The organism is Salmonella sp. 741265050_HSA (assembly GCF_046569445.1).
GTDB classification, from domain to species: Bacteria; Pseudomonadota; Gammaproteobacteria; order Enterobacterales; family Enterobacteriaceae; genus Salmonella; species Salmonella enterica.
On the sequence record NZ_JBKFSV010000008.1, the window covers coordinates 1 to 19,343 of the forward strand.

20 protein-coding genes are annotated in these 19,343 nt (G+C 55.1%); 15 read left to right on the top strand and 5 right to left on the bottom strand.

Annotated elements, in window-relative coordinates; genetic code table 11:
* The 3 genes from ACLD4F_RS14405 to ACLD4F_RS14415 form a co-directional block, all read left to right on the top strand.
* A partial coding sequence (locus ACLD4F_RS14405; RefSeq protein WP_411010872.1) for a biotin/lipoyl-containing protein occupies positions 1 to 1,131 on the top strand: 1,131 nt, incomplete at its 5' end.
* A 15-nt stretch (positions 1,132 to 1,146) separates the two neighbouring features.
* Complete coding sequence (locus ACLD4F_RS14410; protein ID WP_001748593.1) at positions 1,147 to 2,448, top strand: oxalacetate decarboxylase subunit beta; 1,302 nt, start codon at positions 1,147 to 1,149, stop codon at positions 2,446 to 2,448.
* A 19-nt stretch (positions 2,449 to 2,467) separates the two neighbouring features.
* Positions 2,468 to 3,199 carry a triphosphoribosyl-dephospho-CoA synthase gene (locus ACLD4F_RS14415; protein WP_000602026.1) on the top strand — a complete coding sequence of 244 codons (732 nt, stop codon included), beginning with the start codon at positions 2,468 to 2,470 and terminating at the stop codon, positions 3,197 to 3,199.
* 33 nt (positions 3,200 to 3,232) lie between these two features.
* Here ACLD4F_RS14415 and degS read toward each other — a convergent pair whose 3' ends face one another.
* From degS to zapG, 3 genes are all read right to left on the bottom strand, one after another.
* A complete protein-coding gene (gene degS, locus ACLD4F_RS14420; protein WP_000497705.1) occupies positions 3,233 to 4,303 on the bottom strand; it encodes an outer membrane-stress sensor serine endopeptidase DegS in 1,071 nt (356 codons plus the stop codon).
* A gap of 92 nt (positions 4,304 to 4,395) precedes the next feature.
* Positions 4,396 to 5,763 carry a serine endoprotease DegQ gene (degQ, locus tag ACLD4F_RS14425; RefSeq protein ID WP_058331958.1) on the bottom strand — a complete coding sequence of 456 codons (1,368 nt, stop codon included), beginning with the start codon at positions 5,761 to 5,763 and terminating at the stop codon, positions 4,396 to 4,398.
* Positions 5,764 to 5,919: 156 nt separating this feature from the next.
* Positions 5,920 to 6,318, bottom strand: coding sequence for a Z-ring associated protein ZapG (zapG, locus tag ACLD4F_RS14430; RefSeq protein ID WP_001519074.1), 399 nt, complete (start codon positions 6,316 to 6,318; stop codon positions 5,920 to 5,922).
* A gap of 192 nt (positions 6,319 to 6,510) precedes the next feature.
* Here zapG and zapE point away from each other — a divergent pair, with 192 nt between their 5' ends.
* The 12 genes from zapE (at position 6,511) to nanQ (ending at position 16,738) form a co-directional block, all read left to right on the top strand.
* The gene (gene zapE / locus ACLD4F_RS14435; protein ID WP_079981808.1) at positions 6,511 to 7,635 is read left to right on the top strand and encodes a cell division protein ZapE; all 1,125 of its coding nucleotides are present in this window, start codon (positions 6,511 to 6,513) and stop codon (positions 7,633 to 7,635) included.
* A 301-nt stretch (positions 7,636 to 7,936) separates the two neighbouring features.
* Entirely contained in the window at positions 7,937 to 8,365 is a 429-nt protein-coding gene (rplM, locus tag ACLD4F_RS14440; protein WP_000847559.1) for a 50S ribosomal protein L13, read from the top strand.
* Between the two features lie 15 nt (positions 8,366 to 8,380).
* Positions 8,381 to 8,773, top strand: a complete 393-nt coding sequence (rpsI, locus tag ACLD4F_RS14445; RefSeq protein ID WP_000829815.1) for a 30S ribosomal protein S9 — start codon at positions 8,381 to 8,383, stop codon at positions 8,771 to 8,773.
* 199 nt (positions 8,774 to 8,972) lie between these two features.
* On the top strand, positions 8,973 to 9,725 hold the full coding sequence (locus ACLD4F_RS14450) for a DUF695 domain-containing protein (RefSeq protein ID WP_001739021.1): 753 nt from the start codon (positions 8,973 to 8,975) through the stop codon (positions 9,723 to 9,725).
* A gap of 262 nt (positions 9,726 to 9,987) precedes the next feature.
* Positions 9,988 to 10,626, top strand: coding sequence for a stringent starvation protein SspA (gene sspA / locus ACLD4F_RS14455; protein WP_000257298.1), 639 nt, complete (start codon positions 9,988 to 9,990; stop codon positions 10,624 to 10,626).
* 5 nt (positions 10,627 to 10,631) lie between these two features.
* Positions 10,632 to 11,132 carry a ClpXP protease specificity-enhancing factor gene (gene sspB, locus ACLD4F_RS14460; protein WP_000366112.1) on the top strand — a complete coding sequence of 167 codons (501 nt, stop codon included), beginning with the start codon at positions 10,632 to 10,634 and terminating at the stop codon, positions 11,130 to 11,132.
* Between the two features lie 108 nt (positions 11,133 to 11,240).
* Positions 11,241 to 12,032 carry a transcriptional regulator NanR gene (gene nanR, locus ACLD4F_RS14465; RefSeq protein ID WP_000382926.1) on the top strand — a complete coding sequence of 264 codons (792 nt, stop codon included), beginning with the start codon at positions 11,241 to 11,243 and terminating at the stop codon, positions 12,030 to 12,032.
* 134 nt (positions 12,033 to 12,166) lie between these two features.
* A complete protein-coding gene (nanA, locus tag ACLD4F_RS14470) occupies positions 12,167 to 13,060 on the top strand; it encodes an N-acetylneuraminate lyase (protein WP_001029667.1) in 894 nt (297 codons plus the stop codon).
* Positions 13,061 to 13,175: 115 nt separating this feature from the next.
* The gene (gene nanT, locus ACLD4F_RS14475; RefSeq protein WP_000108071.1) at positions 13,176 to 14,666 is read left to right on the top strand and encodes a sialic acid transporter NanT; all 1,491 of its coding nucleotides are present in this window, start codon (positions 13,176 to 13,178) and stop codon (positions 14,664 to 14,666) included.
* Between the two features lie 46 nt (positions 14,667 to 14,712).
* The gene (locus ACLD4F_RS14480; RefSeq protein ID WP_000054444.1) at positions 14,713 to 15,402 is read left to right on the top strand and encodes an N-acetylmannosamine-6-phosphate 2-epimerase; all 690 of its coding nucleotides are present in this window, start codon (positions 14,713 to 14,715) and stop codon (positions 15,400 to 15,402) included.
* The gene (nanK, locus tag ACLD4F_RS14485) at positions 15,399 to 16,274 is read left to right on the top strand and encodes an N-acetylmannosamine kinase (RefSeq protein ID WP_000208982.1); all 876 of its coding nucleotides are present in this window, start codon (positions 15,399 to 15,401) and stop codon (positions 16,272 to 16,274) included. The genes ACLD4F_RS14480 and nanK overlap by 4 nt, the downstream gene beginning before the upstream one ends.
* Positions 16,271 to 16,738 (top strand): N-acetylneuraminate anomerase, encoded by a 468-nt coding sequence (gene nanQ / locus ACLD4F_RS14490; RefSeq protein WP_058331954.1) that lies wholly within the window; start codon positions 16,271 to 16,273, stop codon positions 16,736 to 16,738. Before nanK ends, nanQ begins: the two co-directional genes overlap by 4 nt.
* Positions 16,739 to 16,820: 82 nt before the next feature.
* Here the strand turns inward: nanQ and ACLD4F_RS14495 are convergent, their stop codons facing one another.
* Together ACLD4F_RS14495 and codB are read right to left on the bottom strand one after the other, a co-directional pair.
* Entirely contained in the window at positions 16,821 to 18,101 is a 1,281-nt protein-coding gene (locus tag ACLD4F_RS14495; RefSeq protein ID WP_001180680.1) for a cytosine deaminase, read from the bottom strand.
* Positions 18,088 to 19,341: a cytosine permease gene (codB, locus tag ACLD4F_RS14500; RefSeq protein WP_411010907.1), complete on the bottom strand. Its 1,254-nt coding sequence runs from the start codon at positions 19,339 to 19,341 to the stop codon at positions 18,088 to 18,090. The genes ACLD4F_RS14495 and codB overlap by 14 nt, the downstream gene beginning before the upstream one ends.
* Between the last annotated feature and the right edge of the window lie 2 nt (positions 19,342 to 19,343).

Below are 19,343 nucleotides of genomic sequence, written 5' to 3' on the forward strand. Positions count from 1 at the left end.
CTGCTGAAGGCTATCGAGGCGGGTGTTGACGGCGTGGACACGGCGATTTCCTCCATGAGCGCCACCTACGGCCACCCGGCCACCGAAGCGCTGGTGGCGACGTTGGCAGGTACTGAGCATGACACCGGTCTGGATATCCTGAAGCTGGAGAGCATCGCCGCGTACTTCCGCGAGGTGCGCAAAAAGTACCACGCCTTTGAAGGCCAACTGAAGGGCTACGACAGCCGCATCCTCGTGGCCCAGGTGCCGGGCGGAATGCTCACCAACCTGGAAGGCCAGCTGAAGCAGCAGAACGCGGCGGACAAACTCGACCAGGTGCTGGCGGAAATCCCCCGCGTGCGCGAGGACCTCGGCTTTATCCCGCTGGTGACCCCGACCTCGCAGATTGTCGGCACCCAGGCGGTGCTCAACGTCCTGACCGGCGAACGCTACAAAACCATCGCCAAAGAGACCGCCGGCATTCTGAAAGGCGAATACGGCCACACGCCGGTGCCGGTCAACGCCGCGCTACAGATCCGCGTGCTGGAAGGGGGCGCTCCGGTGACCTGCCGTCCGGCGGATTTACTCAAACCGGAACTGGCTGAACTGGAAGCGGACGTCAGGCGCCAGGCGCAGGAGAAGGGGATTACTCTGGCGGGAAACGCCATCGACGACGTGCTCACCGTGGCGCTGTTCCCGCAGATTGGCCTCAAATTCCTCGAAAACCGCCACAACCCGGCGGCGTTTGAGCCGGTACCGCAGGCGGAAGCCGCGCAGCCGGTGGCAAAAGCAGAGAAGCCTGCAGCTTCCGGTATCTACACCGTGGAAGTGGAAGGCAAAGCCTTTGTGGTGAAGGTCAGCGACGGCGGCGATATCAGCCAGCTCACTGCTGCCACCCCGTCTTCCGCACCGGTTCAGGCTGCCGCCCCGGCAGGCGCCGGCACCCCGGTCACCGCCCCGCTGGCGGGCAATATCTGGAAGGTGATTGCCACCGAGGGCCAGAGCGTGGCCGAAGGCGATGTGCTGCTGATTCTGGAAGCCATGAAGATGGAAACCGAAATCCGCGCCGCGCAGGCCGGGACGGTACACGGTATCGCGGTGAAGTCCGGGGACGCGGTTTCCGTCGGCGACACCCTGATGACGCTGGCGTAAGGACGAGGAGCGGAAATGGAAAGTCTGAACGCCCTGCTTCAGGGCATGGGGCTGATGCACCTTGGCGCAGGCCAGGCCATCATGCTGCTGGTGAGCCTGCTGCTGCTGTGGCTGGCGATAGCGAAGAAGTTCGAGCCGTTACTGCTGCTGCCAATTGGCTTCGGCGGCCTGCTCTCCAATATCCCGGAAGCGGGCATGGCGCTGACCGCGCTGGAGAGCCTGCTGGCCCATCACGACGCCGGGCAGCTGGCGGTGATTGCCGCGAAGCTGAACTGCGCGCCGGACGTGCACGCGATTAAAGAGGCATTAGCGCTGGCGCTGCCCTCCGTCCAGAGCCAGATGGAGAACCTGGCGGTGGACATGGGCTACACGCCGGGGGTGCTGGCGCTGTTCTATAAAGTGGCGATTGGCTCCGGTGTCGCACCGCTGGTCATCTTCATGGGCGTCGGCGCGATGACCGACTTCGGCCCGCTGCTGGCCAACCCGCGCACCCTGCTGCTGGGGGCGGCGGCGCAGTTCGGCATCTTCGCCACCGTGCTGGGGGCGCTGACGCTGAACTACTTCGGCCTGATTTCCTTCACCCTGCCGCAGGCGGCGGCGATAGGCATCATCGGCGGCGCGGACGGTCCGACGGCCATTTACCTGTCGGGCAAGCTGGCGCCGGAGCTGCTGGGGGCCATTGCGGTGGCGGCGTACTCGTATATGGCGCTGGTGCCGTTAATCCAGCCGCCGATTATGCGCGCGCTGACCAGCGAGAAAGAGCGCAAAATCCGCATGGTGCAGCTGCGTACGGTGAGTAAGCGGGAAAAAATCCTCTTTCCGGTGGTGCTGTTACTGCTGGTGGCGCTGCTGCTGCCGGACGCCGCGCCGCTGCTGGGGATGTTCTGCTTTGGCAATCTGATGCGTGAAAGCGGCGTGGTGGAGCGTCTGAGCGACACGGTACAGAACGGTCTGATTAATATCGTGACCATCTTCCTCGGACTGTCGGTGGGCGCCAAGCTGGTGGCGGACAAGTTCCTGCAGCCGCAGACGCTGGGCATTCTGCTGCTGGGTGTGATTGCCTTTGGTATCGGGACTGCCGCCGGGGTGCTGATGGCGAAGCTGCTGAACCTGTGCAGTAAGAACAAAATCAACCCGCTTATCGGTTCGGCGGGGGTGTCGGCAGTGCCGATGGCGGCCCGCGTATCGAACAAAGTGGGGCTGGAATCGGACCCGCAGAACTTCCTGCTGATGCATGCGATGGGGCCGAACGTGGCGGGTGTTATTGGTTCGGCCATTGCCGCCGGCGTGATGCTCAAGTACGTGCTGGCAATGTAATCCAATCTAATCGGGAGCAGTGATTCTGCTCCCGCAAAATGAGGACACAGTAATGAGTGAAATGGTTGCGTTTCGGCAAGGTACATCCATGCCATCCAGAGAAACCATCTTGCATTATGTTGTTGAGACGGTGAATCAGATAACTGAGCTTGAGCCAGCGCTGCATTTGCTGCCGTGGTCTGGCGTCAACTCAGCAATATATGAGCAACGTTTTGCACAGTGTTACGACGAGGGGCTTTGTGCCGCACAGACGTCGGCACCGAATGTTCCGCAGGGGATTCTGCCATCGACCGATTGGGCTCAGGGTATCGGGTTACTCTGTTTTGCCGCAGGGTATATGAGCGCAGGCGAGCGGCCATTAACACACAATCAGTTATGCGATTTCGTCAAACAGGCGGCTGTTGGTTTATCGCCGATTGAGGGGGAGGCGGCGAGCGGTTTCTCGACGGTACGTAGTATTGCATTACCCGTATTCAGGCGATTACAACGCGATGGTCACGCGTCTCGGATCCTGCTGTTACAAACGTTGCTGCATCTGGTCGCCTGGAAAAGCGCATCGCAGTATGCGCGTCAACAGGCGCAACGACTGCTCTGGATGGGCGGCATTCTGGGGGAAGGGGGCGAGTCTGGCTTATTGGCACTCGATAAGGCGCTGCGTGAAGAGGCCGTCGGGGAGAAAAGTCTCCCCGCTCTGCTGATCTTCACGAGTTTCCTGGCGCATTTTCCGGCAGGGCCAGTCTTTATTGACTAGCCGTCGAACGACGCGGGCAAAAGCAGCGTCGTTTTAGTTCGACGCCGGGTATTCCTGCACTGTCACCTGGAACGTGAGCTGCTTATCATCCCGCATTACCACGACCGGAATGACGGAGCCCGGGCGGATTTCCGCCACCTGATCCATCGTCTCCAGCGCGGACACGGCGGGTTTATTATTGACCGAAATAATCAAATCATTAACCTGAATACCGGCAAGCGCGGCGGGGCCGTTTGGCGTCACTTCATTAACGACAATGCCCTGAATCGGGTCCATGCCGCTACCCTGCTGCGCGTGCAGCGGCGCGATTTCTCGTCCGCCAATACCGATATAGCCGCGAATCACGCGACCGTCGCGGATAAGCTTATCCATAATTTTCGTGGCTAGCTGGAAAGGAATCGCAAAACCCAGGCCTTCCGGCGTTTCGCCATCGTTACTCTTATCAAAAGAGAGGGTGTTGATCCCCATCAGTTCGCCTAACGAGTTGACCAGCGCGCCGCCGGAATTACCGTGGTTAATCGAGGCGTCGGTCTGGAGAAAATTCTGTCGCCCCGTCGGGTTCAAGCCGATACGACCCGTTGCGCTGATGATCCCCTGGGTGATGGTCTGTCCCAGATTATATGGGTTGCCGATAGCCAGTACGACGTCGCCAATATGCGGTGTACGCTTTGTATTAATCGGGATGGTAGGTAGCCCGCCAGTGGCGTTGATCTTCAGCACCGCCAGATCGGTAAGCGAATCGGAGCCAACCAGTAGCGCTTCAAAGACGCGGCCATCCTGTAGCGCGACGATAATCTGATCGGCATCGTTAATCACGTGCTTGTTAGTAATAATATAACCGCGTTGATCCATGATCACGCCGGAACCCAGCGTGCGGATCTCCAGTTGATTATGCGCGGTACTGTTCATACTGCGGTTATAGACATTGACGACGGCAGGCGCGGCGCGGCGAACCGCAAAATTATAACTGGCTGGCGTCTCATCGGTACTGTCGAATTGCGGGACGGCGATAGGATTAATTTTGCGCAAAGAAGGCATGACGGCCAACAGAATAGCGCCGACAATTAAACCTATTGCGACCGAACGTAAGAGCTTCACAAACATGATGGAGGCGTCGTTAAAAAAGGGAACGGCAGCAGCATACCATGAGTTAACCGGACATCACATCGCAGGCTGATGCCCGGTTTAAGACAGGATTAGCGCAGCAATAGATAAATGTTCTCGTTGCCGCGTACTACCTGAAGAGCAATGATGGACGGTTTTGCCGCCATCACTTTGCGCATTTCGGCGATAGAACTGATGCGATCGCGATTAACGCCGGTGATAACATCATCTTTTTGCAAACCGGCCTGCGCGGCAGGACTGCTTTTTTCGACGCTATCAACCTTAACGCCTTTCGTCCCGTCTTTCAGCTGGCCGTCGCTCAACGTCGCGCCTTGCAACGCCGGGGCGATCATTTCGGCGCTGGCGGAAGAAGAGGTATTGGAATCCAGCGTGACTTCCACCTCCAGCTGCTTACCATCGCGCAGCAGGCCCAGCTTCACTTTCGTGCCCGGTTCGGTGGTGGCGATACGTGAACGCAGTTCGGCAAAGCTATTCAACGGTTTACCGTTAAGACTGATAATCACGTCTCCGGATTTCACTCCGGCCTTCGCCGAACCTGAATTGGGTAAAACCTCGCTGACAAAAGCGCCACGCTGAACGTTCAGTTTGAATGCCTTAGCGATATCAGCGGTCATTTCAGTGCCTTTAATTCCCAGCAATCCGCGTTTGATTTCGCCGAACTGAATCAACTGCTGCGCCAGCGTCTGCGCCATATTGGAAGGAATAGCAAAGCCAATGCCGATACTCCCGCCACCTGGTGCGAGGATCGCGGTATTAATCCCGATCAGCTCGCCGTTCAGGTTAAGCAGCGCGCCGCCGGAGTTGCCGCGGTTAATAGAGGCATCGGTTTGAATAAAGTTCTCAAGCCCTTCCAGATTAAGCCCGCTGCGTCCCAGCGCTGAAATAATCCCGGAGGTGGCGGTTTGTCCAAGACCAAACGGATTACCGACCGCCACGGCGAAATCGCCGACGCGGAGTTTGTCGGAATCGGCGATGGCAATTTGCGTTAACTTGCTGGGATTCTGAATTTGTAACAGAGCGATATCGCTCTGGTCGTCGCCGCCGATCAGCTTCGCGTCGAATTCGCGTCCGTCATTCAGTTGAATGCTGATCTTTTGTGCCTGATTAATCACATGATTATTGGTTAATACATAGCCTTTCGCGGCATCGATAATCACCCCCGAACCGAGTCCTTCAAACGGCTGGGACGGCTGGTCTGGCAGATCCTCGCCAAAGAATTTTTTAAACTCCTCCGGCACTTTTTGGCTCTGGGCGGCGGTTCCCTCGACTTTTACGCTGACGACAGCAGGCAGCACTTTCTCCAGCATAGGGGCAAGGCTTGGCAGCGTCGCCTGGCCTGGTACCTGGCCTGGTATCGATGCAAGGGCTGGAAACGGTGCCGAAAGAGTTAACCCGACACTTAACGCTAATGCACTTAACAGCTGGGTGTGTTTTTTCATGGATGCTGCTCTCGTACCTTGAATGAACGGATAGACAATTCAAAACAGATTGATGTTATTGAATTTTCAGCCTGGTAACAATGATAATAGCTGGGACAGGAAAGATAGAGAGAGGGCGCAAGCGATGCGCCCGATAAATTTCTTAACGGCGTGCGATTAATCGCGCTTTGCGCCGCTACGTAACAGGCCAGACGCGCCTTCAGAATAATCACGTGGCATTTGTACTGGTGCCTGATCGTTGCTCGCCTCAGACTCCGCCAGACGGTTACGGAACGGATTCGACTCCGCAGACATTTCCGGCAGCAGACTGCTGGAGCTTTTCGCCATATGCTGATACAGCTGGCGGTAATCATGCGCCATGGTATCCAGCAGTTCCGCGCTGCGGGCGAAGTGGCTAACCAGCTCTTCACGGTACTCTTCCAGCTCAGCTTTGTTTTTTTCCAGTTCGTACTGCAATGCCTGCTGTTGACGTAACTTACGATTACCAAAACGCATGGCCACGGCACCAATGATGATACCGACGACTAATCCAATTAGCGCATATTCCCAGGTCATGAACATCTCCCGTTGTCTTATGTTTCCGTAGGGTGTTGGCTCCAGGCTCCATGCCCGCGCCTGATTATGCCACTATAACCGCTAATTCCGTAGAAGTGGAATCCCGACAGCATATCGCGTAGTGTAGAACGGCCTTTTTTTCGTCAGCCGTGAACGACGGCACATCGATTTTCAAGGAATAACAATAACATTATGCAAAGCCTTTCCCCTACATCGCGTTATCTCCAGGCACTCAACGAAGGCACCCATCAGCCTGACAACGTACAGAAAGAGGCGGTCGACCGTCTGGAAACCCTTTATCAGGCGCTCACCGCGAAAAAATCGTCGGCTACGCCACCCGGCGGTCTGATAGCGCGACTGGGGAAATTATTAGGCAAAAACGAACCGGACGCGCAAATACCGGTTCGCGGGCTGTATATGTGGGGGGGCGTGGGGCGCGGCAAAACATGGCTCATGGATCTCTTCTACCACAGCCTGCCGGGCGAGCGAAAACTACGTCTGCATTTTCATCGGTTTATGCTGCGCGTGCATGAAGAACTTACCGCGTTACAGGGACAGATCGATCCGTTAGACATTATTGCCGATCGGTTTAAAACCGAGACGGACGTACTGTGTTTCGATGAGTTTTTCGTCACCGATATTACCGACGCCATGCTGCTGGGCGGTTTAATGAAAGCGCTTTTTGCACGCGGCATTACGCTGGTCGCGACCTCCAATATTCCGCCGGATGAACTCTACCGCAACGGTTTGCAACGCGCCCGCTTCCTGCCGGCTATCGATGCCATTAAACAGCACTGCGACATTATGAATGTGGACGCCGGCGTCGATTACCGACTGCGGACGCTGACGCAGGCCCATTTATGGCTAACGCCGCTTAATGATGAAACCCGGCGGCAAATGGATAAACTATGGTTGGCGTTAGCGGGGGCCGCGCGCGAGCACGCTCCGACGCTGGAAATCAATCATCGCCCTTTATCCACCCTGGGCGTTGAAAACCAAACGTTAGCGGTCTCTTTCGCTACGCTGTGCGTCGAGGCCCGCAGCCAGCATGATTACATTGCGCTCTCAAGGTTATTTCACACGGTTCTGCTGTTTGGCGTGCCGGTCATGACGCCGCTGATGGAGAACGAAGCGCGCCGCTTTATTGCTCTGGTGGATGAGTTTTACGAGCGCCACGTTAAGCTGGTGGTCAGCGCCGCCGCGCCGTTATATGAGATTTATCAGGGGGAGCGCCTCAAGTTTGAATTTCAGCGCTGTCTGTCACGCCTGCAAGAGATGCAGAGTGCGGAGTATCTCAAGCGGGAGCATATGCCGTAAGCCGGACAAGCGCAGCGCCCCGGCATTGTGCGGTATCATATCTGTGCAACCTCCCCTACCGGAGGGTGAACCAGGCCTGAATAAAACCCGCGGCAAATCGCAAAAAGGGGTCGATCTTTGACCTGGACTTCTCTATAATCCTGCGACCCCACGTTACAAGAGAGTTTTTTCCCAAACTTTCTCTGTGCCGGCCAAACATATCCGAGGGGGTAGGTTTACCGGACTTTGTCGTGTGAACCTCAACTATTTAAACGTTTGGGTGTTCACCAACGTGTAACTTATTTATTTGGGTAAGCTTTTAATGAAAACTTTTACAGCTAAACCAGAAACCGTAAAACGCGACTGGTATGTTGTTGACGCGACCGGTAAAACTCTGGGCCGTCTGGCTACTGAACTGGCTCGTCGCCTGCGCGGTAAGCACAAAGCGGAATACACTCCGCACGTAGATACCGGTGATTACATCATCGTTCTGAACGCTGACAAAGTTGCTGTAACCGGCAACAAGCGTACTGACAAAGTGTACTATCACCACACCGGCCACATCGGTGGTATCAAACAAGCGACCTTTGAAGAGATGATTGCCCGCCGTCCTGAGCGTGTGATTGAAATCGCGGTTAAAGGCATGCTGCCAAAAGGCCCGCTGGGTCGTGCTATGTTCCGTAAACTGAAAGTTTACGCGGGCAACGAGCACAACCACGCGGCACAGCAACCGCAAGTTCTTGACATCTAATCGGGATTATAGGCAATGGCTGAAAATCAATACTACGGCACTGGTCGCCGCAAAAGTTCCGCAGCTCGCGTGTTCATCAAACCGGGCAACGGTAAAATCGTTATCAACCAACGTTCTCTGGAACAGTACTTCGGTCGTGAAACTGCCCGCATGGTAGTTCGTCAGCCGCTGGAACTGGTCGACATGGTTGAGAAACTGGATCTGTACATCACTGTTAAAGGTGGTGGTATCTCTGGTCAGGCTGGTGCGATCCGTCACGGTATCACCCGCGCTCTGATGGAGTACGACGAGTCCCTGCGTGGCGAACTGCGTAAAGCTGGCTTCGTTACTCGTGACGCTCGTCAGGTTGAACGTAAGAAAGTCGGCCTGCGTAAAGCACGTCGTCGTCCGCAGTTCTCCAAACGTTAATGGGGTTCTGCTTCGGCAGACAACTGTTAGCGAAAAAACCCGCTTCGGCGGGTTTTTTTATGGCTAAAGTCCGAATCCAGTCTCTTTTCCTCCCTATCTTTAGCATTATTCTCATCTTATTCATTTTTCATGCACGCTCAGAGAAAAGGAAGTCACAGTGGGATTTTTTAACTCATTGTTTACTAAGAAAGAGTCGTTAATGCTGTCGAATAAATGGGAATTCTTTATAACAACGGTGGATGACCATGTTACGGGTATACGTGTGGATATCGGCGCCATTCAGGATGAAAAATTTGATCGCCTTATCCATACCGGGTTCTTACGTGTTCATTACACCAACTGTTATGAAAATGGTTTACCGCAGCCCGATGAAACACAGAGTTTAAATCGTATAGAGGACTGGCTTGATGAAAAGGGGAAGACGTTTCCGATCTGGCTGGTGGGTGTGGTTACCCAACAAGGCTGGCGCGATTTTGTGTTCATGTCGGAAGAGGATCTTAACTGGGAAAAGACGCTGGATAAATTGCTCGCTGGTGGCCCGGAAATCTCTTTTAGTTATAGAGAGAGTCACAATGATAAAGGAAACTTTTACCGCCAGTTCTTGTATCCAACCCGATACGACTGGAACTGGATACACGATTCCCGTGTGTGCCGGGGATTACAGGAACAAGGTGATGATCTGACGCTTCCGCGCGCTATTGATTATTATGCGACATTGCCTACAGAGGTCGCAGCGCGCGACCTGGCGCAAGATATTGCTGCATTACCGTATGGCATAACGCTGGTCAGTATTCGAATGAATGACCCGCAACAGGGGTTTATGGCGTCTTTTATCAGCACCGATGCTCCGCAACAATGGCATATGACAGAAATCACTTGCCAGCTTACCGATCTGGCTGAAAAACATGGCGGCAGTTTTGATGGCTGGGGCGCACCGGTAGTACAGGCATAACAGGCGAAAGACAATATCTCAGGTGGGGCGAGCATTTCAGACCAGGAATATCTCTTTTTCCCCAATTCCAGAATCGACTCACCACAAAGGTCACAAAATCTGGTAAACTATCATCCAATTTTCTGCCCAAATAGCGGGGAATGTTCATTTTTTGTCTCGTTTCTGAGCAATGATGGCTTTTTTCGCCCTGGGTGACATAACATCTGGCTGGTCACATTGTGGCTGGTAGCAGTAAAAATTCTGAATATACCTGGAGGTTTTCATGGCTGTCGCTGCCAACAAACGTTCGGTAATGACGCTGTTTTCTGGTCCTACTGACATCTATAGCCATCAGGTCCGCATTGTGTTGGCTGAAAAGGGTGTTAGTTTTGAGATCGAACATGTGGAAAAGGACAATCCACCTCAGGATCTGATTGACCTCAACCCGAATCAAAGCGTTCCGACACTGGTGGATCGTGAGCTGACCCTGTGGGAATCTCGCATCATTATGGAATATCTGGATGAGCGTTTCCCTCATCCGCCGCTGATGCCGGTTTATCCGGTCGCGCGCGGTGAAAGCCGTCTGTACATGCACCGTATTGAAAAAGACTGGTATACGCTGATGAACGTCATCGTAAACGGGTCTGCTTCCGAGGCCGACTCTGCGCGTAAACAACTGCGTGAAGAGCTGCTGGCGATTGCGCCGGTATTTGGTCAGAAACCGTATTTCCTGAGCGACGAATTCAGCCTGGTTGATTGCTACCTGGCGCCTCTCCTGTGGCGTTTACCGCAGTTGGGTATTGAATTCAGCGGTGCAGGGGCGAAAGAGCTGAAAGGCTATATGACCCGCGTCTTTGAGCGTGATTCTTTCCTGGCTTCTTTAACCGAAGCTGAACGTGAAATGCGCCTCGGTCGGGGTTAACCTGTATGGATTTGTCACAGTTGACGCCGCGTCGTCCCTATCTGTTGCGTGCTTTCTACGAGTGGTTGCTGGATAACCAGTTGACCCCGCATCTGGTGGTGGATGTGATGCTGCCTGGCGTGCATGTCCCTATGGAATATGCGCGTGATGGGCAAATCGTCCTCAATATTGCGCCGCGGGCGGTAGGTAATCTGGAGCTGTCTAATGATGAAGTGCGTTTTAATGCGCGCTTCGGCGGCGTTCCCCGTCAGGTTTCTGTGCCTTTGGCTGCGGTGCTGGCGATTTACGCCCGTGAAAACGGCGCAGGCACCATGTTTGAGCCTGAAGCCGCCTATGATGAAGACGTTGTCAGCTTAAATGATGATGACAATACCGCAGGCGCGGAAAGCGAGACCGTGATGTCCGTCATTGATGGCGATAAGCCCGACCACGATGACGACAGTAGTCCTGATGACGAGCCGCCTCCGCCGCGTGGCGGACGTCCGGCGCTACGCGTAGTAAAATAATCAACAGGCCCTGAAGGGCCTGTTTTGTTTGGTCTCCTCGCGGGTTCACCCTGCTTTTGAAGCTGTGTTACGATAAGCTTGCTATTATTTGCCACCGACCACTCATGAATGGACGTTATGAACGCATTTGATTCGCAAGCAGAAGATTCACCGACATCCCTCGGGCGTAGTTTGCGTCGCCGCCCGCTGGCGCGTAAAAAACTGTCTGAAATGGTTGAGGAAGAGCTGGAGCAGATGATCCGCCGTCATGAGTTTGGCGAGGGAGAACAGCTACCGTCTGAACGTGAATTAATGGCCTTCTTCAATGTAGGACGTCCCTCCGTGCGTGAAGCGTTAGCTGCGCTGAAGCGTAAAGGTCTGGTGCAAATCAATAACGGCGAACGCGCCCGCGTCTCGCGCCCCTCTGCTGATACCATCATCAGTGAACTGTCGGGTATGGCGAAAGATTTTCTTACTCATCCTGGCGGCATCGCTCACTTTGAACAGCTACGGCTTTTCTTTGAATCCAGCCTGGTACGCTATGCGGCGGAACATGCCACCGACGAGCAGATCGCGTTGTTAACGAAAGCGCTGGAAATTAATAGCCAGTCGCTGGATGACAACGCGCTGTTTATTCGTTCGGATGTCGAGTTTCACCGGGTGCTGGCTGAAATTCCCGGCAATCCGATCTTTATGGCTATTCATGTTGCTCTGCTGGACTGGCTAATCGCCGCTCGCCCAAGCGTTCCCGATCGTGAGCTGCATGAACATAATAACGTGAGTTATCAACAGCATATTGTGATTGTTGATGCCATTCGCCAGCGAGATCCCGATAAAGCGGATCGCGCTCTGCAAACCCACCTCAATAGCGTTTCCGCTACCTGGCACGCGCTCGGTAAAAAAAGTCAAAAAATGCGGTAGCGATCGCACCTCCGATCCCGGTTTAGTGAAGCAGATCGCACTATAAGCGTTCTGTATTATTTGCTGCTTATTTGATCTGGTATAACAGGTATAAAGGTAGGTAGTTAATATATTCATCATCCGTAGAGGTAGGTATGGCAAAAGCATTGCAAGGCGTAATGGCGGCGTTGTTGACCCCATTTGATCATCAGCAGCAACTGGATAGCGAAAGCCTGCGCCGTCTGGTGCGTTTTAACATCGGGCAGGGTATCGATGGGCTGTACGTTGGCGGTTCCACCGGGGAAGCATTCGTACAGAGCCTTGCTGAAAGAGAGCAGGTACTGGAGATTGTCGCCGAAGAGGCGAAGGGAAAAATCACGCTGATCGCCCATGTCGGGACGGTAAGCACCGCAGAAAGCCAGCAGCTTGCCAGCGCCGCAAAGCGTTACGGTTTTGATGCGGTCTCTGCGGTGACGCCTTTTTATTACCCTTTCAGTTTTGAAGAGCACTGTGACCATTATCGGGCAATCATTGATTCCGCAGATGGATTGCCGATGGTGGTATACAACATTCCGGCGTTAAGCGGTGTAAAACTTACCCTCGATCAGATCAATACGCTGGTGACCTTACCGGGCGTGAGCGCGCTGAAGCAAACCTCCGGCGATCTCTTCCAGATGGAGCAGATCCGCCGCGCGCATCCGGATCTGGTGCTGTACAACGGTTATGACGAAATCTTCGCTTCCGGCCTGCTGGCGGGCGCGGACGGCGGTATCGGCAGCACATACAACATTATGGGCTGGCGTTATCAGGGGATTGTTCAGGCATTACGTGAGGGCGATGTGGCGAAAGCGCAGCGTCTGCAAACCGAGTGCAATAAGGTTATTGATTTACTGATTAAAACCGGCGTATTCCGCGGCCTGAAAACGGTCCTGCATTATATGGACGTGGTATCGGTGCCGCTGTGTCGTAAACCGTTCGCGCCTGTTGATGAAAAATACCTGCCGGCGCTCAAGGCGCTGGCTCAACAACTGATGGAAGAAAAGGCGTAACAGCATAATGCCGGGGGCGCTACGCTTGCCCGGCCTACAACAGTGTGAGCGGTAGGCCGGATAAGGCGGAGCCGCCATTCGGCATAACGACAACAAAAATCGTCGGGAGAGTAAAATGAGTACTTCTACCCAAAACATCCCGTGGTATCGCCATCTCAACCGGGCGCAGTGGCGGGCATTTTCCGCTGCCTGGCTGGGATATCTGCTTGATGGTTTTGATTTTGTGTTGATTGCTCTTGTACTGACTGAGGTACAAAGCGAATTTGGGCTGACGACGGTACAGGCGGCAAGCCTGATTTCTGCGGCTTTTATCTCTCGCTGGTTCGGCGGGTTATTACTGGGCGCGATGGGCGATCGCTATGGGCGTCGTCTGGCGATGGTCAGCAGCATCATTCTGTTTTCGGTGGGAACCCTGGCCTGCGGGTTTGCGCCCGGTTACACCACCATGTTCATCGCCCGACTGGTGATTGGTATGGGCATGGCGGGCGAATATGGTTCCAGCGCGACCTATGTGATTGAAAGCTGGCCAAAACATTTACGCAATAAAGCCAGCGGTTTTCTGATTTCCGGCTTCTCCGTCGGCGCGGTCGTTGCCGCGCAGGTGTACAGCCTGGTGGTGCCTGTCTGGGGCTGGCGCGCGCTGTTTTTCATTGGCATTTTGCCAATTATCTTCGCTCTCTGGCTGCGAAAAAACATTCCGGAAGCGGAAGACTGGAAAGAGAAACACGCGGGTAAAGCGCCGGTACGTACGATGGTCGACATTCTTTATCGGGGCGAGCATCGCATCATCAACATTTTAATGACTTTCGCCGCCGCCGCTGCGCTGTGGTTCTGTTTTGCCGGTAACCTACAAAATGCTGCGATTGTGGCGGGGCTGGGACTACTGTGCGCGGTTATCTTTATCAGCTTTATGGTGCAGAGCAGCGGTAAACGCTGGCCCACTGGCGTCATGCTGATGCTGGTGGTACTGTTTGCTTTCCTCTATTCCTGGCCGATTCAGGCGCTATTACCCACTTATCTGAAAACCGAGCTGGCCTACGATCCGCATACGGTGGCGAATGTCCTGTTCTTTAGCGGATTTGGCGCGGCGGTTGGTTGCTGCGTAGGCGGTTTTCTTGGCGACTGGCTGGGAACGCGTAAAGCATATGTCTGTAGCCTGCTGGCCTCGCAAATCCTCATTATTCCGGTCTTTGCGATTGGCGGCACAAACGTCTGGGTTCTGGGTCTGCTACTGTTTTTCCAACAGATGTTGGGGCAGGGGATTGCCGGGATTCTGCCGAAACTGATCGGCGGTTACTTCGATACCGATCAGCGCGCGGCGGGGCTGGGCTTTACTTATAACGTCGGCGCGCTCGGCGGCGCGCTGGCGCCGATCCTGGGAGCGCTGATCGCTCAACGTCTGGATCTGGGCACTGCGCTGGCATCGCTCTCTTTCAGCCTGACGTTTGTCGTGATCCTGCTTATTGGGCTTGATATGCCGTCTCGCGTACAGCGTTGGCTACGTCCGGAAGCGTTACGCACCCATGATGCTATCGACGACAAACCGTTCAGCGGAGCCGTACCGCTTGGCAGTGGTAAAGGTGCCTTTGTAAAAACGAAAAGTTAATCCGCTTGCCCGGTTTTAAACCGGGCAATATTTGTAAGGGAGTAGTATGTCGTTACTTGAACAACTGGATAAAAATATTGCCGCTTCTGGCGGCCTGATTGTCTCCTGCCAGCCCGTTCCGGGCAGTCCGCTGGATAAGCCGGAGATTGTAGCGGCAATGGCGTTGGCGGCGGAACAGGCGGGCGCGGTTGCGGTGCGTATTGAAGGCATAGACAACCTGCGCGTGGCCCGCTCGCTCGTTTCGGTACCCATTATCGGCATTATCAAACGCGATCTGGACGACTCTCCAGTGCGCATTACCCCTTTTCTCGACGATGTAGATGCGCTGGCGCAGGCTGGCGCAGCTATTATCGCCGTTGATGGAACCGCTCGGCAACGGCCGGTAGCCGTTGAGGCGTTGTTGGCGCGCATTCATCACCACCATCTACTGGCGATGGCCGACTGCTCATCCGTGGACGATGGTCTCGCCTGCCAACGGTTGGGCGCGGACATTATCGGCACGACAATGTCCGGCTACACCACCCCCGATACGCCGGAGGAACCCGATCTGCCCTTAGTCAAAGCGTTGCATGACGCCGGATGCCGGGTAATAGCCGAAGGGCGCTATAACTCGCCAGCACTGGCGGCGGAGGCGATCCGCTATGGCGCATGGGCGGTGACGGTGGGGTCCGCCATTACCCGTCTGGAACATATCTGTGGATGGTATAACGACGCATTAAAAAAGGCGGCGTCATGACTACGTTAGCAATTGATATTGGCGGGACTAAACTTGCCGCCGCGCTCATCGACAACAACTTGCGCATTAGCCAGCGTCGCGAGCTGCCGACCCCCGCGAGCAAAACGCCGGATGCGTTACGTGAAGCATTAAAGGCGCTGGTTGAACCACTACGGGCAGAGGCGCGTCAGGTAGCGATAGCTTCTACCGGGATCATTCAGGAAGGGATGCTGCTGGCGCTAAACCCCCATAATCTGGGCGGCTTGCTACACTTTCCGTTAGTACAAACACTGGAAACGATCGCTGGCCTGCCGACGCTGGCGGTGAACGACGCGCAGGCGGCGGCCTGGGCGGAGTATCACGCGCTCCCTGATGATATCCGCGATATGGTATTTATCACCGTTTCAACCGGCGTTGGCGGCGGCGTTGTCTGCGACGGCAAGCTCCTTACCGGAAAAGGCGGTCTGGCCGGGCACCTGGGACACACCCTGGCGGACCCACACGGGCCCGTATGCGGCTGTGGACGCGTTGGTTGTGTAGAGGCCATCGCCTCCGGACGAGGGATGGCCGCGGCGGCGCGGGACGATCTGGCGGGATGCGACGCCAAAACCCTATTTATTCGCGCTGGCGAAGGTCATCAGCAGGCGCGACATCTGGTAAGCCAATCCGCGCAGGTAATAGCGCGAATGATCGCCGATGTGAAAGCGATTACCGACTGCCAGTGTGTGGTCATTGGCGGCAGCGTAGGGTTAGCTGAGGGATACCTGGAGCAGGTTCGCGCGTTTTTGATGCAAGAGCCTGAGCCTTATCACGTGGCGCTGAGCGCCGCTCGCTATCGGCATGACGCAGGATTATTAGGCGCTGCTTTGTTAGCTCAAGGAGACACATTATGATGATGGGGGAAGTACAGTCGTTGCCTTCTTGCGGGTTGCATCCGCGACTGCTGGATGCCTTGACTCTCGCGCTGGCGGCAAGGCCGCAGGAGAAAGCGCAGGGGCGCTATGAATTGCAGGGCGACAATATCTTTATGAATGTAATGCAGTTAACGACGCAAATGCCGGCCGAGAAGAAAGCGGAATTGCATGAACAATACATTGATATTCAGCTACTACTAACCGGCGTCGAGCGTATTGCGTTTGGGATGTCCGGTGCCGCTCGCCAGTGCGAGGAGATGCACGTTGAAGAGGATTACCAGCTTTGTAGTCAAATTGCCGACGAGCAGACTATTACGCTGCAAGCGGGGATGTTTGCTGTGTTTATGCCGGGAGAACCGCATAAACCGGGATGTGCAGTGGGTGAGCCAGATGACATCAAAAAAGTGGTAGTGAAAGTACGCGCCAGTCTGCTGGCGGCCTGAATCTCTTGCCGGAGCAGTCTTCCGAACGCAGCCCCTTACGGGGCTGCGTGGTGAATGTGCCGGAGAGCGCGGGTATGACGGGTTAACGCTTAAACGTCACGGCTTCCGGCTGGGTCAGGTGCAGCGTCGTCTGGCTCGGCACCGTCTCGGCAATCACCCGCCCGTGGCGAATCGAGTAACGGGCAGGCGTCTGGCGACGTACCGCATCGAATCCATTCTCAGCGGGTAAGATAACCAGATTCGCGGCATTGCCGACGCTCAGACCGTAGTCCTGTAAATGCAGGGTTTTTGCGCTGTGGGTAGTGATCAGATTTAACCCGTCGTTGATTTGCCCATACCCCATCAACTGGCAAACGTGTAACCCCATATGCAACACCTGCAGCATATTGGCGGTGCCTAATGGATACCACGGGTCGAAGACGTCATCATGGCCAAAGCAGACGTTGATCCCCGCTTCCAGCATCTCTTTCACCCGCGTGACGCCACGACGTTTCGGGTAAGTGTCAAACCGCCCTTGCAGATGAATATTCACCAGCGGGTTGGCGACGAAGTTAATCCCCGACATTTTCAACAGGCGGAACAGGCGTGACGCATACGCGCCGTTGTACGAGTGCATAGCCGTGGTGTGGCTGGCGGTCACGCGCGCCCCCATGCCATCACGATGCGCCAGTGCCGCGACCGTTTCGACAAAGCGAGACTGCTCGTCATCAATTTCGTCGCAGTGCACATCGATCAAGCGATCGTATTTCTGCGCCAGTGCAAAGATTTTGTGCAGCGATTCAACGCCATATTCCCGCGTGAACTCAAAGTGCGGAATGGCACCAATAACGTCAGCGCCCAAACGCACGGCTTCCTCTAACAGCGCTTCACCGTTGGGATAAGACAGAATACCTTCTTGCGGAAAGGCGACGATTTGCAGGTCTACCCACGGCGCAACCTCTTGCTTCACTTCCAGCATGGCTTTCAGCGCGGTGAGCGTAGGATCTGAAACGTCAACGTGAGTACGAACGTACTGGATGCCGTTAGCCATCTGCCATTTCAGGGTCTGCATCGCGCGCGCTTTCACATCTTCATGCGTGAGCATTGCTTTACGTTCTGCCCAGCGCTCAATCCCTTCAAACAGTGTGCCGGACTGGTTCCAGCTCGGTTCACCCGCCGTTTGCGTGGTATCCAGGTGGATATGTGGCTCAACAAACGGTGGAATAGCCAGACCGCCTTCGGCATCAAGCACTTCGCCCTGCGGTAACGATGCGGCTTCCTGAGGCTCAATCCGGCTAAAGCGCCCGTTTTCAATCGTAATCTGCCATAATCCTTCGTGTCCCTGCAGACGCGTCTGACGAATAGTGATGTTATTGTTCTGCATGGCTGACCTCTGGTGATTTAGCAAGGCTGCGGTTGAAAAGTGGATTCAGCAGGATATAGCTGAAGACGCCGCCGAGTACGGCGTTGACGGGCACAATACCAGGAACATAATGTCCGGCGGCGATGCCCAGCGCGACGGAAAGAATAGCAATCCAGTTAACGGGAATAAAGCGCACGGTATTGACGTCGGCATAGCGGCGACGGTTCAACAGATAGTCGGCAATAATCACTCCGCCAATCGGTGGGATGGCAGATGACAGGAACGTCAGCCAGCCGACAAAATTATTGTAAAGCCACAGCGCGCACACGGTACCGATAATCCCGTTCACCACCGACAGCGTACGGCTGGAAAGACCGGTAATATTGGCGAAGCCCAGACCCGATGCGTACAGCGCGTTATCGTTGGTGGTCCAGATATTCAGGCCAAGCACCACAATCGCGGGCAGCAGCAGCCCCTGCGCTATCATCACGTCAGAGATATCCGCCTGACCGACGGCGGCAGCGCCTGCCGCGCCAAAGATAAACATCAGCGAGTTGCCGAGGAAAAAAGCGACCATCGCAATCAGTACGGCGCTTTTGGCATGACGCCCGAAGCGGACGAAGTCGGCGGTCAATGTACCGGCGCTGACAAACGATCCCACCACCAGCGCCAGCGCGCTGGAAAAATCCAGCGGCGTCTGCGGCACTATCGTTTTTAAATGCTCCAGCCCACCCACGCCGCTGATCGCCAGCCAGACGGAGTAGCTGCCCAGAATAACGATCGCGGGTACGGCAATGATAGACAAAATGGTCAACGCCGAGATGCCGAAAAAAATGGTCAGGGTCATCAGTAGACCCGAAACGGCAATCAGAATATTGGCATCAATGCCCGTCGCTTTACTGACCGGAATAGCGAACATCGCTACGCCAACGCCAAACCAGCCCACTTGAGTACCGCCTAGCAGCAGCGAGGGAAGCCATGAGCCTTTAACGCCAAAGGAGTAACGTGCAAGGAGGTGGGTGGAGAGTCCGGTTTTTGCGCCGATGTAGCCAAGAAATGCAGTGTATATACCGAGGAGGAGGTTACCGAAGAAAACTGCGAGGAAGAAATCATTATAAGAAAGACCGGTGCCGAGTGTCCCTCCGGTCCACATACTGGCGGAAAAAAACGTTAAACCCAACATGACAAACGTCAGTGGAATCACGCCCTTCCGCGCCGCCAGAGGGACGGGGCCCTGGCTATAATTGTTGTCCTGCGACACAA